A 13,816-nucleotide genomic window follows, 5' to 3' on the forward strand; every position below is an offset into this window, starting at 1 on the left:
ATGACTTAAAAGCATTCAAATTACTTCGTAATATTATAATGTGCAGATCGGTCGCCTAAAGGATGAGCATCGGCAAAAATGCGATGCCTCCAAAATTGGCAAACCACCTTCTCTGAGTCGCCCAAAGCAGATGTCATGCAACTGTCACTGCAGTGCAGCGGGCCTGTCACACAACGCGCCTAAAAGCCCCGGCAAGATGCCGCGCATGATGCGCTCGGCGGAGTGCAGCACAAGAAAAAGTGCTGCAACAAGTGACAGACCCGAGAAGGAGCGTACCCGTGCGGATCGTTCAGATTACAGACACCCACCTCAGCCCCATCAAGCCGCACTTCAACCGCAACTGGGAACCACTCGTTGCCTGGATCGATCAGCAGAAACCCGATCTCATCATCCACACCGGTGACCTCACAGTCGACGGTGCGGACGTGGAAGCCGACCTTCTGTTCTGCCGTGCCTGCCTGAACGATCTTCCAGCGCGCGTTCTCAGTCTTCCCGGCAACCACGATATCGGTCATCTTCCCGAAAGCCATCAGCCGGTCAATGCGCAACGCCTGATGCGCTGGCGCCGTCATGTCGGCCCGGATCGCTGGGCGGAAAATTTCGGCGACTGGCGCATTTTCGGCCTCAACAGCCTGATTATCGGATCGGGTGAAGCCGAAGAAGAAGAGCAGTTTCAGTGGCTCGAAGACGAGTTGAAAAACAGTGACGGCAAGCCCGTCGCCGTCTTCGCGCACAAGCCGCTCTTTGTGGACGATCCGGATGAAGGCGACAGCGGTTATTGGGGCATTCGCCCTGCCCCACGCCAGCGCCTTTATGATCTCTTCGCGCAGTATAATGTGCAGCTTCATGCCAGCGGTCACCTGCACCGTGCGTGGTCGGGCGATGCTTTCGGCACGAACTATATCTGGGCGCCAGCCGCAGCCTTCATCGTCGGGCCGATGGAACGCGACCTCCCCGGCGAGCGCATTCTCGGCGCTGTCGTTCACGATCTCGATGAAATCGCCACAAGCCACATCGCCCGCATCCATGAACTGACGCCCTATGTCATCGATGATGTGGTGCATGAAGTCTATCCGCACCACACAGGCGACGGCGAGAAAGTCGCCGAGGAGGCAAGCCAGTGAGCACGCTCGTCCTTCGCGATATCGGCAAATCCTACGGGGGGAACCACATTCTCGATGGCATTTCCATCGAAGCTGCGGAGGGTGAATTCATTGCCCTCGTCGGTCCGTCGGGCTGCGGCAAGAGCACATTGCTGCGCATCCTCGCCGGTCTCGACCATGCGGATGAAGGAAGTGTGGAGCTTGCAGGGCGCAACATAACCGGCGCTCATCCCGCAGACCGCAACATCGCCATGGTGTTCCAGTCTTATGCGCTCTATCCCCATCTGACGACGGCGCAGAATATCGCAGTGCCGCTGGCAATGCGTGATCTGACCGCATTGGAACGCCTGCCCATGATCGGCGCTTTCATTCCCGGCCAGCGCAGCAAGCGCGCCGCCATCCAGAAGCAGGTCAAGGCAACCGCAACGAGCCTCAAGATCGACCATCTGCTTGACCGCAAGCCGGGCCAGATGTCCGGGGGCCAGCGCCAGCGCGTCGCCCTTGCCCGCGCGCTCGTCCGCCAGCCCGGCGCATTCCTGATGGATGAGCCGCTGTCCAACCTCGATGCCAATCTGCGCGTTCACACCCGCGCGGAAATCGTTGAACTGCATCGCCGCGCCGGTGTCCCCACCATCTACGTGACCCACGATCAGGCCGAAGCACTCAGCATGGCCGACCGCGTTGCGGTCATGATGGGCGGCAAACTGCTGCAGATCGACACGCCGACCGCGATCTATAATGATCCACGCCATATCGAGGTCGCGCAATTCATCGGCACGCCGCGCATCAATATTCTGGAAGCCTTGGTCAGCGATAGCGGCATAGTACATTTTGCAGGCCGCGCCATCCTGCAGGACGTCGCCGCCCATTCCGGCACCGCTATCCGCATCGGCGTTCGCCCTGAACATCTTCAGCTCAAGCCGCACGACAAGACGGGCATTGCAGGCGCGGTCTCGCGGATCGAATTTCTCGGTTCGGAAGTGCTCGTCTATCTCAAGGCTCCCGGTGCCCCGCATGACCTCACCGTAAAGCTTGCGCCCGAAGAAGCCCGCGACATCGCCGTCGGCCTACCCGTGGGCCTGAATTTCGATGCGAGCCACGCCCACCTCTTCGGAGAAGACGGTCTGCGCCTGCGCCAGCCCGCCGGGAACATCGTCAAGCTTGCAGTACCGGCAAAGGCTGCTGCTCATGTCTGATATGACGTTACCCGGCCACGCAACCGCCAGCGCACGCACGGCAGCCGAGGAAGCCCGTCGCCGCGAGGAACGGCTTGCCTGGAAACTGGCAGCTCCGGCCATCATTCTGACGGTACTGCTCATTCTCCTGCCGACTGCGGCCGTCATTTTCTGGAGCCTGACCAATTTCGAGCTTGGTTATGACAGTTTCGAATTCATCGGACTGGATAACTATGCCGAACTGTTCAGCGACCGGACATTTCTGATCTCGCTGAAGAACACCGCCATCTATACCGCGATCGTGGCCCCCGCTTCCGTCTTTCTCGGCCTCGGCGTAGCCCTCCTCATCGAAGGCGAAGTTCGCGGCAAGTCCTTCTTTCGCACGGTCTACTTTCTGCCGGTGGCCTCGCTCCTCGTTGCCATGGCAACCGTCTGGCAATATCTGCTGCATCCGACACTCGGCCCCGTCAATGCCATGCTGGGCATGATCGGCATTGCCGGCCCCAACTGGCTTGGCTCCAGCGAGACGGTGCTGTTCAGCCTCGCATTGATCGGCATCTGGCAGAGCGTCGGCTTCAACATGGTGCTGTTTCTGGCCGGTCTCACCGCCATTCCGCGAGAACTCTATTCCGCAGCCGAAGTGGACGGCGTGAAAAATAGCTGGGAGCGCTTCCGGCTGGTCACATGGCCCTTGCTCGGCCCCACCACGCTTTTCGTCACGACGATCAGCATCATCAATGCCGTGAAGGTGTTCGAGACGGTCAAGACGCTGACCGAAGGCGGCCCGAACAAGGCTTCGGAAGTGTTGCTCTGGACCATTTATCAGGAAGGCTTCGTCTATCTGCGCGTCGGCTATGCTTCGGCAATGACAGTGATCTTTCTCGCGGTTCTCGTGATCCTGATGATGTTGCAGTTCCGCGTGCTGGACCGCCGCACCCACTATTGAGGAAACCTCCCATGTCGCTTGCCCGTTCGCTTCGCCTCGGCATTCTTTCACTGGGTGCCCTGCTTTTCCTCGCGCCCTATATTTTCATGCTGTCGACGGCAGCAAAGTCGCAGCAGGATATTTTCTCGTCTTCCTTGTCGCTGATCCCGCATAACTGGGCGCTGTGGGATAATCTTGCCAAGGCATTCAACCGTGTGCCGATGGGGCTTTTGCTGTTTAACGGCGTGGTCGTCTGCGCACTCGTTCTGGTCATTCAGGTCGTGGTCGCCATTCCCTGCGCCTATGCCATGGCAAAACTCAATTTTCGCGGCCAGCGCGCCATGATGATGATGGTCATGCTCGGTCTGCTCGTGCCGATCCATGCCACCGCACTGCCCTTCTATGTCGGCTTCAACCAGCTCGGCGTGCTCAACAGCTATTTTGCTCTCAGCGCCCCGTTCTTCATCTCGGTCTTCGGCATATTCCTGTTTCTGCAATTCTTCCGCGCCATGCCGGACGATCTGATCAGTGCCGCTCGTCTCGACGGCATGTCGGAAGCAGGCATCGTCATGCGGGTGATCGTGCCCAATGCCTGGCCTGCGATTACCGCCTTCTCGATCTTCTCCGTTGTCGCGCACTGGAACGATCTGTTCTGGCCGCTGATCGTCGTCAACGGCATGGAACGCGCCACGCCACCGCTCGGCCTCCTCTATTTCCGCGCTGCGGAAGCAGGCGATGATTACGGGGCGCTGATGGCCGCGACTCTCATCATCACCCTGCCGCTGCTGCTGGCATTTCTCGCCGCCCAGCGCCGCTTCATCGAAGGCATCACCCTCACCGGCCTCAAGGGCTGAATTCATCCCTCCCATCCTCCACAGGAGTTCAAACATGAAACGCCTCGCAAGCAATCTTGGCGCACTCGCCGCTCTGGCAATGGCAACAGGCTTCGGCTCGCCCGCCTTTGCCGACACGACACTGAACGTGCACTACCCGATGCCGGGCTTCTTCAAGGATGTCATGGCCGACATCTCCAAAAAATTCATGGAGGAAAATCCGGGCATCAAGATCAACTTCGTCAGCCCGTCGGCAACCTACGAAGAAGGCATCCAGACGATCATGCGTCAGGCTGGCACGTCGGAAATGCCGGACATCACCTTCACCGGTTTGAACCGCCTGCGTGTTCTGGCGGAACGCAATATCGGCGTCGACATGAAGCCGCTGGTCGAAAAAGAAGCCGACATGGAAGCGCAGGGCTTCACCGATCACCTGCTGAGCCTCGCCCGCGTCGGCGACCGTCAGGTCGGCCTTGCTTTCGCGACCTCCAACCCGATCATGTATTACAATGCCGATCTTCTGAAGGCGGCAGGCGGCAATCCCGACACTCCACCAACCACTTGGGACGAAGTGATTGAGATCGGCGGCAAGATCAAGGCGCTCGGCGATGGCAATGAGGGCATCGACTTCCGCTGGCAGGGCGACGACTGGATGTTCTCAGCCCTTCTGTTCGGCGCGGGCGGCACCATGCTGACCGAAGACGAGAAGAAGGTCGCCTTCAACGGTCCGGAAGGTCTCGAAGCCTTCAAGCTGGTCGACCGCATGGTGAAGGAAGGCGGTATGCCGGTTCTGACCAAGGCTGCGGGCGAACAGGCTTTCGCGGCTGGCAAGGTCGGCTTCTCGTTCCAGACCACCGGTGCACTGCGCAACACGATCAAAAATGTCGGCGACAAGTTCGATCTTCGCACGGCAAAAATCCCGCTCATCAACGCTGAAAAGGGTCGCCTGCCAACTGGCGGCAACGCGGTTGTCATCCTGACCGAAGATCAGGCCAAGCAGGATGCGGCATGGAAATTCGCCAAATTCGCTGCCGGACCATACGGTGCTTCCGTTGTCGTCCCCGGCACCGGCTATGTGCCGAACAACGAACTCGCTGCAAAGTCCGACGAATATCTCGGCAAGTTCTATGAGGAAAATCCGCTCTTCAAGGCCGGTCTCAGCCAGATGTCGCTGATGATCCCCTGGTATGCCTTCCCCGGTTCGAACGGCGTGAAGGTGACGCAGACCATCGTGGACAATCTTTCGCGCGTCGTCGAGCAGTCTGCCACGCCGGAAGACGCCCTTGCCGATGCCTCCAAGGAAGTCCAGCGCCTCTTGCCGCGCAAGTAATCAGCCATCGTTAAAAACAAAAAAAGCCGCGCTGGCGATCAGCGCGACCTTTTGATGAATCGCAAACGACGATCAATAGGTCCAGTTGCGGGCCTTCGAGAACAGGAAGTCGCGGAAGGCATGCAGTTTCGCGGAGTTCTTCAAAGCTTCCGGGTAACAGAAGAACGTATCGAAAGACGGTATTTCTTCCAGTTCCGGCAGAAGCTGCACCAGACCGGATTCCTTGTCGGCCATATAGTCGGGCAGAACAGCGATACCGACGCCACGCTGCACAGCGCGACGAATCGACAGCAGATTGTTCACCTGCAACGCCGGAATGCGTGTGCTGCCATCGGCGCGTCCGGCAATCTCCAGCCAGTTCAGGCCTGTCAGATAGCTTGGCGCCGGTTCGCCGAAAGTGACGACGCGATGCTGGTCGATCTCGTCTATCGAATTCAGCTTGCCATATTTCGAAACATACCCGGCGGACGCATAGACATGCATATGCACCGTGAACAGACGACGCTGGATCAGGTCCGGCTGCTGCGGCTGCCGCAACCGGATGGCACAATCTGCATGACGCATCGTCAGGTCCAGTTCCTCATTGTCGAGGATGAGCTGGAGCTGGATATCGGGATAAAGCTCGACGAATTCCTGAATGCGCTCGACCAGCCAGCCGGAACCGAGACCAACAGTCGTCGTCACGCGGAGACGGCCTGTCGGTTTTTCCTTGCTCTCGGCAAGTTTCGAGCGGACATTTTCGAGCTTCATCAGCACGTCATGTGCCGTGCGATAAAGCGTTTCGCCCTGCTCGGTCAGGATGAGACCGCGCGCGTGACGATGAAACAGCGGGACGCCGACATCCTGCTCCAGCGCGCTTACCTGACGCGAGATAGCCGATTGCGACAGATGCAATGTCTGGGCCGCGTGGGTGAACGACCCAGCCTCAGCCGCAGCATGAAAAATGCGCAGTTTATCCCAGTCGAGCGGAGCGACCACGATTATCCCCTCTCATTGTTTTCACCGCATTCACCTTACGCAAAACGGCCTCACACCTTTGGCCAGGAAATGCTCTACTCCGCAGCTTCGTGCAGCGGTTCCTGTGCAGCAAGCCAGCGCTCGGCTTCAAGAGCTGCCATGCAACCCAAACCGGCGGCAGTCACAGCCTGACGATAGATATCGTCCGTGACGTCGCCCGCAGCGAAGATGCCCGGAACGTCGGTAGCGGTCGAATCAGGCGCGGTCCACAGATAGCCGTTTGGCTTCTGCTTGAGTTTGCCCTCGAACAAAGAAACCGCAGGTGCGTGGCCGATAGCGACAAAAACACCATGCGTGTCGAGTTCCTGCGTCTCGCCCGTCACCACGTTCTTGAGGCGCACGCCGGTCACAGTCGCGCCCATTGGCGGCTTTGCCTCGGTGCCGAGGATTTCGTCAATCACGCTGTTCCAGACAACCGAGACGTTCTGGCGCGAAAGCAGGCGATCCTGCATGATTTTTTCTGCACGGAAACCGTCGCGGCGATGCACGACCGTCACGCTCTTGGCGATATGCGAAAGATAAAGCGCTTCCTCGACAGCGGTATTGCCGCCGCCGACGACGACCACATCCTTGCCGCGATAGAAGAAACCATCACAGGTCGCGCAGGCGGAAACGCCGCCGCCCATGAAGGTCTGTTCGCTGTCGAGGCCCAGCCACTTGGCTTGTGCACCCGTCGCGATGATCAGCGCATCGCAGGTATAGATCGTGCCGGAATCACCCTTCAGGCGGAAAGGCCGTACGGTGGTTTCAACCTCGGTGATGATGTCATGGACGATTTCTGCGCCGACATTTTGCGCCTGCGTCGCCATCTGGTCCATCATCCATGGTCCCTGCACCGGCTCGGCATAGCCTGGATAATTTTCTACATCCGTGGTGATCATGAGCTGGCCGCCCTGCTGCAGCCCGGCAATGATGATGGGTTTCAGCATCGCGCGTGCGGCATAAATCACTGCAGTATAACCAGCAGGACCTGAGCCGATGACGATGACTGGCGCATGACGCTGTGACATGAAGTTCTCTCCGGTCCCGGAGCGTTTTGACCTGATCGAGCCAGATCGACGCTCCTTATGTCTGTTTTCGCACGTTTGTCTTTTCGGCACCTTGTCCAAAAACCGTTTCACACTTTTGGGGTGCACTTTAAAATCGATTTAAAGCAGCGGGTTCCAACTCACCGGAATCGCTTCCGCGTCCAGTTCGGCGAATGCCCCGACCTTATGGCCAAAGTAGGTCTGCCCCTGAATGTTTGCAAGGTTTGGCAGGGATTTGCTGTGCGTTAGCCACAGCTTGTGACCTTTAAGCAAACCCTTTGATAGCCACACGTTGCGGGTGGATCGATCTCACGCTAAACAAACATCATATAAGAGACAATTCGCCCAACCTCGGAGCCAGAAGCCATCTATAAAACAGTCGCCAATATCTGCGCGCGTTTCGGCCTCATCATGGCTGCTGCCATGCTTCTGCCCGCTGCGATCGATCTGCGCGACGGAAGTGACGACTGGCTGATCTTCGTGCGCTCGGCTGCGGCGACGGGCGCGCTCTCTGCGCTGATCCTGCTCGCCACGCAAAACCAGACCATGCGCTTCACCCCGCGCCTCGGCTTTCTACTGACGGCGTGCCTCTGGCTCACGGCAAGCTTTCTCGGCTCGATCCCGCTTTATTTTTCGCATTTGCCGATCAGCTATGCGACGGCGTTCTTCGAGGCCATGTCGGGTGTCACATCCACTGGCGCCACCGCGCTGACCGGGCTCGACAACATGCAGCGCGGCATTCTTTTGTGGCGCTCGCTTCTTTGCTGGATCGGAGGCGTAGGCTTTATCGGCCTGGCGCTCTTGATGCTGCCCTCGCTGCGCGCAGGCGGACTTGCGCTCTTTCACATGGAGAACTCCGACAAGTCTGAAAAAATCCTCCCCCGCATGAACCAGATCGCGCTGGGCATCGTGCTTGCTTATCTCAGCCTGACGGCTGCCTGTATCATCGCCTATTTTGCCGTCGGCATGAGTGTGTTCGATGCCATCAATCACGGCCTGACGACCGTCGCCACGGCGGGCTTTTCCACTCACGACAGTTCAATCGGCTTTTATGATGGAAACCGACTGCTTCTGATCGTGTCCACGATCTTCATGGCGCTCTCGGCTTTGCCCTTCGTGCTTTACATCAAAGCCTTCATGCCACGCCGTATGGAACTGCTTGCCGATCCGCAGGTGAAGCTGTTCTTCACAATCGTGATCGGTTTCAGCTTTGCGCTCGCAGTGGTCCTGCGGCTCGGCTCCGACGTGCCTTTCGGCGAAGCATTGATCTCGGCCTCGTTTCATTTCGTCTCGGTCATGACGACGACTGGCTATGCCACCGAGGACTATTCGCTCTGGGGACCGCCAGCGATTGGAATTTTCTTTCTCGCATCGTTTCTGGGTGGCTGTGCCGGTTCAACGTCGGGCGGCATCAAGATGAACCGTCTCATCATCCTGTGGAGCCTGACGCAGGCCAATCTCGCCCGCCTCATCATGCCCCATGCCGTCATCAAGATCCGTTACGGCAGTTCGGAAGTCTCCGGTGACATTGCGCAGAATGTTCTCCTCTACCTGTTCCTTTACTGCGCTTCGCTCGTCACAGGCGCGGTATTGCTCGCCTCACTCGGACTTGACTTCGTATCGGCCTTCACCGGTGCCCTGACCGCGCTTTCCAATGTTGGCCCCGGTTTGGGCGACACCATCGGCCCCGTCGGCAATTTTTCAACCATCCGGGACCCTGCCTTATGGGTCCTTTCATTCCTGATGCTGGTCGGGCGCCTGGAGCTCGTTACCGTGTATATCCTGTTCACGCGCGCTTTTTGGGTGCGTTGACAGCGCGTTAGGCAGTTTACATCCGCCTGCTTCATTTGATATGAGCAGGATTAGATTGCGCCACGATGGCGACGAATGTTCTATAATTACCCCGGAATGAAATTTCCTTGCGCGCGGAGTTATGCATGCCGATCAAGGCCGATCTGGATGAAATCGATTGGAAAATCCTTCGGGAGCTCCAGAATAACGGGCGCATCACCAATGTCGAGCTGGCCGAACGCGTCGGCATTTCGGCTCCGCCCTGCCTTCGCCGTGTGCGCAAGCTGGAAGAAAGCGGCGTCATCCGAGGGTATCGCGCCATTCTCAACGGCAATTCGCTCGGGCAGGATCTGGTCGCCTTCTGTTCGGTCGGCCTCCACCGTCAGGCCGATGCCGACCTTAAGGCGTTCGCCGAAAAAACCAAGCAATGGCCGCTGGTACGCCGCGCCTGGATGGTTTCGGGCGAATCCGATTTCCTGCTCCATTGCGTCGCGCGCGATCTCAACACGTTCCAGACCTTCGTGATCGAAGAACTGACCGCCGCTCCCAATGTGGATTCCGTGCGCACCGCTCTGACCATTCGTCCGGTCAAGGACGAGCCACTGATGATCCTTTAAATATTGGATTTTGCGCCGGGGGTACTTATTATTTCCCGGCGAATATGCGCTCGTAAACGTCGCTGATTGCGGCAGCTTCCTTTTCGAGCGGAAACGTGGCGCGAACGTGCTTGAGAGCATTTTCGCCGTCACGCTCGGCCAGAGCCGGATCGGCTAGATAAGGCTCGATAGCCTTGCGCAGGGCTTCGCCGTCTCCCGCCGGAACCGATATGCCCGTCTCGTCAACGAACATTTCCGCATAAGCCCCTGCATCGCTGGCCACCACCGCCGTTTGCGATGCCATGGCTTCAAGCGGCGTCAGCCCGAAACCTTCATTGCGCGAAGGCGCAACATAAAGCGTCAGGCGACGATACCAGATACGGATATCCGGCACTTCCCCCATAATGAGGATACGGTCCTGCAGACCGGCAGCGGCGATCTTCGCCTTCAAAGCATCCTCGAAAGACTGGTGTTCGGCAGTCGTGCGCCCGGTAATGATCGCCGTCCAGTCCGGATATTTCGGCAAGAGCGCGATCATAGCATCGACAAAAAGGTCCGTTCCCTTGGAGGAACGGACGCGGCCGAAACAACCCACAGCATATTTTCCGGGCAGGCCCGACGCCGCGAAGCTGTCGTCGTCACCAACAGGTGGATGGAAGCGCTGCAGGTCCACGCCATGCATGATGACCTCGTGCGGAACTTCAAGAAAGCTTCCCGACCGGCCGCTCGTTGCAATCACCGCATTCATGCGGCGGATGAGCCATTTGGTAAAAGGCTTGTGGTGGCGCTGTGCGGCCGAGGTAAACACCAGCCGCAGTTTCATGCGCAGCACATCGCGCATGAAGATACCTGCAAGCATTTCGATATTGCGCCGCGCATGCCAGATGCGGAACGGTTTTGTCCTCGGCTTCGACCAGAAAGACAGAAGAGCCTTCCATCCCAGATGCGGAAGCGTGTCCGGCAGACCCGGCCCCATCGTCGCAATGTTCAGGCCCTTTGCGCGCTGCAAAGGGATCAACTGAACAATCGTCGATGTGACACCGGAGAGGCGGCGCTTGAAATTTGGCGCCACTACCTCGACATCCTGAACCCGAACCTGTCCGGAATCTGACCCTGAATCTGACTTGTCAGCGGACACGGAAATCAGACGAACTTCAAACCGACGATTTCGTAGGAACGCGAACCGCCTGGTGCGTTGACTTCAATCGTATCGCCTTCGCCCTTGCCGATCAGCGCACGCGCAATCGGCGATGAAATGGAGATGCGGCCTTCCTTCACATCGGCTTCCTGATCGCCGACGATCTGGTAGATTTTCTCTTCTTCCGTATCTTCGTCGATCATAGTGACGGTAGCGCCGAACTTGATGCGGTCGCCCGACAATTTCGAGACGTCGATAATCTCGGCGCGCGCAACCAGATCTTCCAGTTCGTTGATACGACCTTCATTCAGGCTTTGGGCTTCTTTCGCAGCGTGATATTCGGCGTTTTCCGACAGATCGCCATGCGCACGCGCCTCAGCGATTGCCTCAATAATCCGAGGGCGCTCCGATTGCTGACGCCAGCGCAGCTCTTCCTTAAGCTTTGCAAAACCGCCAGGGGTCATAGGGAACTTTTCCATACCCAGTCCTTTCCTTCGTCCGGTGCTCGCCTCACCCCGAGGCCTGCACGCACCGGCATCTTGATTTGCCCGCCTCACCTCGCGCAATGCTTGGATAATGCGAGGCGCTTTTCGAAGGCTGCAGCCTCCGACACACAAAAAGAAAACGGTCACCGAAACATCCGTCTCGGAACCGTTCGAATAGCCGTTCACAGAACTATAGCATTTCCATCAATCATTTCACGCGGAAAAGTATGCCTCTGTCAACTGTGCCCTCAAGCGGTACTATTTCGGGTTGATCGGCCAGCTTGCAGGCCATTTTTCCGGACCTCCCGCATAATTTCCATCGCAATCGCCTTTCGACCGCTCCTGCAGCAGGACGAAACGCACCCGACCCTCGCCGCTGTCTGTGGCTTTCCAGACATCGTAGATGCCGCAATCGCCAAGCCCTCTCCCCTTGAAAAAAGCCGTCAGCATCGTGGTCTTCTGCGTCCAGTCGATGTTCCATGCCGTGTCGGTCACTGTCGGGCCATCATCGGAAATGGTCGGCAACGAGATCGGCACGATCTTGTTTTCGTAGCGGCTGTAGAAGCTATAAGGCTGATTATAGGCACCCGGCGATCCGCATGGCAGGCCGATGAGATCAAGACCATCGGCAACCTTCGTTTCAAAACCGCCCGCATTGCGGAACGTGCCGGGGCTGGCCCCGCCGCAAACCGCCGTTTCGTCGGAAAAATCCTTGCGGATTTCAGCAGGTATCTCTTCGACGGTCTCGATCAGCTTGATTGCCGGTGGAACGGGAGCAGGCTTTCTGCCCGTCACCTGCAATGCCTCGACGGTGCCGTCGCGCGATTGTTGCTCATCGACAAAGATCAACCCGCCGACAAAGCCCGAAAGCGAATAGGTCGAGGTCTTTCCGGCAAATTTCAGTTGCAGTTTCTGGCCGTTTTTCATCGCATCGAGCGCTTTGGCAATATCGCCCGTATAGTCGAGCTGGTCGTTCTCAGCCTTCAAGGTCGAAACCTCGACATCGAGCAGTGCTTGACCGTCGACGGAAATCTCCAACTTGCCGGTTTTCTGTGATGGATCGACATAGGAAAGCTTCAACACCGGTTTCGACCCGGATTGGCCGCTGCGAAAGACGCCCAATCCCGGCGCGCCGTCGCTCGCGACCGGTGAGAGCGTCACGGTGCAGTTTTGCGCGAAATCGCACAGAACCAGCGTATCACGCACTTTCTTGAAGGCCGCCTGTGATTCCTCACCCGCCAGAAACAGCATCGTCGTGGCAATCGTTGTCACCGCAACAGATCGACGATTCAAAGAAAGCATAAAACACCTCGTCAGTAAGAAATCGTTCTAAAATAGATCATGCATGAATGTCGCAGAATCGGAAGTTCCCTTGCCGCCTGCCCATAATATTGCCTATAGCATGGCGACCGGAAAAGACTGAAAAGTGTCCGGTTTCTCTTTCTATTGTGACATATGCTGAAAAGTTCGAAACGAGGCAATGATGACGCGCGTACAAGCCAACATGCTGCTGCTTCTGGCAGGCGTCATCTGGGGCATGGGCTTCGTCGCCCAATCAACGGCGATGGCCAGTATCGGTCCGTTTCTGTTCATCGGCATCCGCTCGGCAATCGCATCGCTCACGGTCCTGCCATGGGCCGTAGCGGAAGGGCGTCGGGCGAAGGTCCGTCTGAGCCGGTCGAACTATCTCTTCTTCATTATCATCGGATTGAGCCTGTTCACCGGGCTCGTTCTCCAGCAGATCGGGCTCATCACCACATCCGTCACCAATGCCGGTTTTCTGACCGGGCTTTATGTCGTGATGGTGCCCGTACTCGGCGTCATCCTGTTTCGCACATGGCCGCACCCGGTCGTCTGGCCAAGTGCGGCGGCATGTCTTGCTGGCATATTTCTGCTTTCAGGAGGCGCGCTGACCGCCCTCAAGCAAGGGGATTGGCTGGTCATTTGCGGTGCGGTTTTCTGGGCCTTGCAGGTGGTCTTGATCAGCAGGGCAAACCGCGCAGGGCGACCGATAACGCTAAGCTGCATCCAGTTTGCGACCAGCGCCGTTGTCGGGCTTGCCATCGCATCTATGGTCGAAGACTTCAACTGGACTGCCATTACGCTCACCTGGAAGGAAATCCTGTTCACCGGCGTCTTCTCGTCCGGCGTCGCCTTCACCTTGCAGGCCATCGGGCAGCGCTATACGACGTCCGCACAGGCCGCGATCTTCCTGGCATCGGAAGCGCTTTTCGCGGCCCTGTTCGGCGCCATCTTCCTCGGCGAGCGCGTAACCTTCATCGGCTTCATCGGCTGCGGACTGATCTTCGGCGCCATGATGGCCGTAGAGCTCATTCCCATGTTCTGGAAACGCAAGCCGGCACTCGTTCCCGCCGAGTAATACCAAAACTCGATG

General features: G+C 57.9%; 13 protein-coding genes. 8 read left to right on the forward strand and 5 right to left on the reverse strand.

Features of this window, described 5'->3' with window-relative positions:
- The first annotated feature begins 278 nt into the window (after window positions 1-278).
- The 5 genes from ACYSN1_RS14420 to ACYSN1_RS14440 are packed head-to-tail and all read left to right on the forward strand — an operon-like array spanning window position 279 to window position 5,366.
- Entirely contained in the window at window positions 279-1,124 is an 846-nt protein-coding gene (locus ACYSN1_RS14420) for a metallophosphoesterase family protein (RefSeq protein WP_461726318.1), read from the forward strand.
- Window positions 1,121-2,299 carry an ABC transporter ATP-binding protein gene (locus tag ACYSN1_RS14425; protein ID WP_461726319.1) on the forward strand — a complete coding sequence of 393 codons (1,179 nt, stop codon included), beginning with the start codon at window positions 1,121-1,123 and terminating at the stop codon, window positions 2,297-2,299. Before ACYSN1_RS14420 ends, ACYSN1_RS14425 begins: the two co-directional genes overlap by 4 nt.
- Window positions 2,292-3,224 carry a carbohydrate ABC transporter permease gene (locus tag ACYSN1_RS14430; RefSeq protein ID WP_461726320.1) on the forward strand — a complete coding sequence of 311 codons (933 nt, stop codon included), beginning with the start codon at window positions 2,292-2,294 and terminating at the stop codon, window positions 3,222-3,224. Before ACYSN1_RS14425 ends, ACYSN1_RS14430 begins: the two co-directional genes overlap by 8 nt.
- 11 nt (window positions 3,225-3,235) lie before the next feature.
- Entirely contained in the window at window positions 3,236-4,057 is an 822-nt protein-coding gene (locus ACYSN1_RS14435; RefSeq protein WP_461726321.1) for a carbohydrate ABC transporter permease, read from the forward strand.
- A 34-nt stretch (window positions 4,058-4,091) separates the two neighbouring features.
- A complete protein-coding gene (locus ACYSN1_RS14440; protein WP_461726322.1) occupies window positions 4,092-5,366 on the forward strand; it encodes an ABC transporter substrate-binding protein in 1,275 nt (424 codons plus the stop codon).
- A gap of 72 nt (window positions 5,367-5,438) precedes the next feature.
- Here the strand turns inward: ACYSN1_RS14440 and ACYSN1_RS14445 are convergent, their stop codons facing one another.
- Together ACYSN1_RS14445 and trxB are read right to left on the reverse strand one after the other, a co-directional pair.
- On the reverse strand, window positions 5,439-6,344 hold the full coding sequence (locus ACYSN1_RS14445; RefSeq protein WP_061345943.1) for a LysR family transcriptional regulator: 906 nt from the start codon (window positions 6,342-6,344) through the stop codon (window positions 5,439-5,441).
- Between the two features lie 74 nt (window positions 6,345-6,418).
- Complete coding sequence (gene trxB, locus ACYSN1_RS14450; RefSeq protein ID WP_461726323.1) at window positions 6,419-7,393, reverse strand: thioredoxin-disulfide reductase; 975 nt, start codon at window positions 7,391-7,393, stop codon at window positions 6,419-6,421.
- 429 nt (window positions 7,394-7,822) lie between these two features.
- On the opposite strand from trxB, the gene ACYSN1_RS14455 reads away from it, so the two are divergent.
- Window positions 7,823-9,223: a TrkH family potassium uptake protein gene (locus ACYSN1_RS14455; protein WP_461726324.1), complete on the forward strand. Its 1,401-nt coding sequence runs from the start codon at window positions 7,823-7,825 to the stop codon at window positions 9,221-9,223.
- Window positions 9,224-9,348: 125 nt separating this feature from the next.
- The gene (locus ACYSN1_RS14460; protein WP_006471903.1) at window positions 9,349-9,819 is read left to right on the forward strand and encodes an Lrp/AsnC family transcriptional regulator; all 471 of its coding nucleotides are present in this window, start codon (window positions 9,349-9,351) and stop codon (window positions 9,817-9,819) included.
- A gap of 28 nt (window positions 9,820-9,847) precedes the next feature.
- Here the strand turns inward: ACYSN1_RS14460 and ACYSN1_RS14465 are convergent, their stop codons facing one another.
- From ACYSN1_RS14465 to ACYSN1_RS14475, 3 genes are all read right to left on the reverse strand, one after another.
- A complete protein-coding gene (locus tag ACYSN1_RS14465; protein WP_461726325.1) occupies window positions 9,848-10,936 on the reverse strand; it encodes a glycosyltransferase family 4 protein in 1,089 nt (362 codons plus the stop codon).
- A gap of 5 nt (window positions 10,937-10,941) precedes the next feature.
- Window positions 10,942-11,415, reverse strand: coding sequence for a transcription elongation factor GreA (gene greA, locus ACYSN1_RS14470; protein ID WP_461726326.1), 474 nt, complete (start codon window positions 11,413-11,415; stop codon window positions 10,942-10,944).
- 264 nt (window positions 11,416-11,679) lie between these two features.
- A complete protein-coding gene (locus ACYSN1_RS14475; RefSeq protein WP_461726327.1) occupies window positions 11,680-12,723 on the reverse strand; it encodes a DUF1176 domain-containing protein in 1,044 nt (347 codons plus the stop codon).
- Window positions 12,724-12,904: 181 nt separating this feature from the next.
- On the opposite strand from ACYSN1_RS14475, the gene ACYSN1_RS14480 reads away from it, so the two are divergent.
- On the forward strand, window positions 12,905-13,801 hold the full coding sequence (locus tag ACYSN1_RS14480) for a DMT family transporter (protein ID WP_461726328.1): 897 nt from the start codon (window positions 12,905-12,907) through the stop codon (window positions 13,799-13,801).
- Window positions 13,802-13,816: the final 15 nt, after the last annotated feature.

The organism is Brucella sp. LJL56 (assembly GCF_054871705.1).

Coding starts and splice junctions, on each gene's coding strand:
- ACYSN1_RS14455 (WP_461726324.1), top strand. CDS start 7,823: ATGGCTGCTGCCATGCTTCTGCCCGCTGCGATCGATCTGCGCGACGGA.
- ACYSN1_RS14460 (WP_006471903.1), top strand. CDS start 9,349: ATGCCGATCAAGGCCGATCTGGATGAAATCGATTGGAAAATCCTTCGG.
- ACYSN1_RS14475 (WP_461726327.1), bottom strand. CDS start 12,723: ATGCTTTCTTTGAATCGTCGATCTGTTGCGGTGACAACGATTGCCACG.
- ACYSN1_RS14430 (WP_461726320.1), top strand. CDS start 2,292: ATGTCTGATATGACGTTACCCGGCCACGCAACCGCCAGCGCACGCACG.
- ACYSN1_RS14480 (WP_461726328.1), top strand. CDS start 12,905: ATGACGCGCGTACAAGCCAACATGCTGCTGCTTCTGGCAGGCGTCATC.
- ACYSN1_RS14435 (WP_461726321.1), top strand. CDS start 3,236: ATGTCGCTTGCCCGTTCGCTTCGCCTCGGCATTCTTTCACTGGGTGCC.
- ACYSN1_RS14440 (WP_461726322.1), top strand. CDS start 4,092: ATGAAACGCCTCGCAAGCAATCTTGGCGCACTCGCCGCTCTGGCAATG.
- greA (WP_461726326.1), bottom strand. CDS start 11,415: ATGGAAAAGTTCCCTATGACCCCTGGCGGTTTTGCAAAGCTTAAGGAA.
- trxB (WP_461726323.1), bottom strand. CDS start 7,393: ATGTCACAGCGTCATGCGCCAGTCATCGTCATCGGCTCAGGTCCTGCT.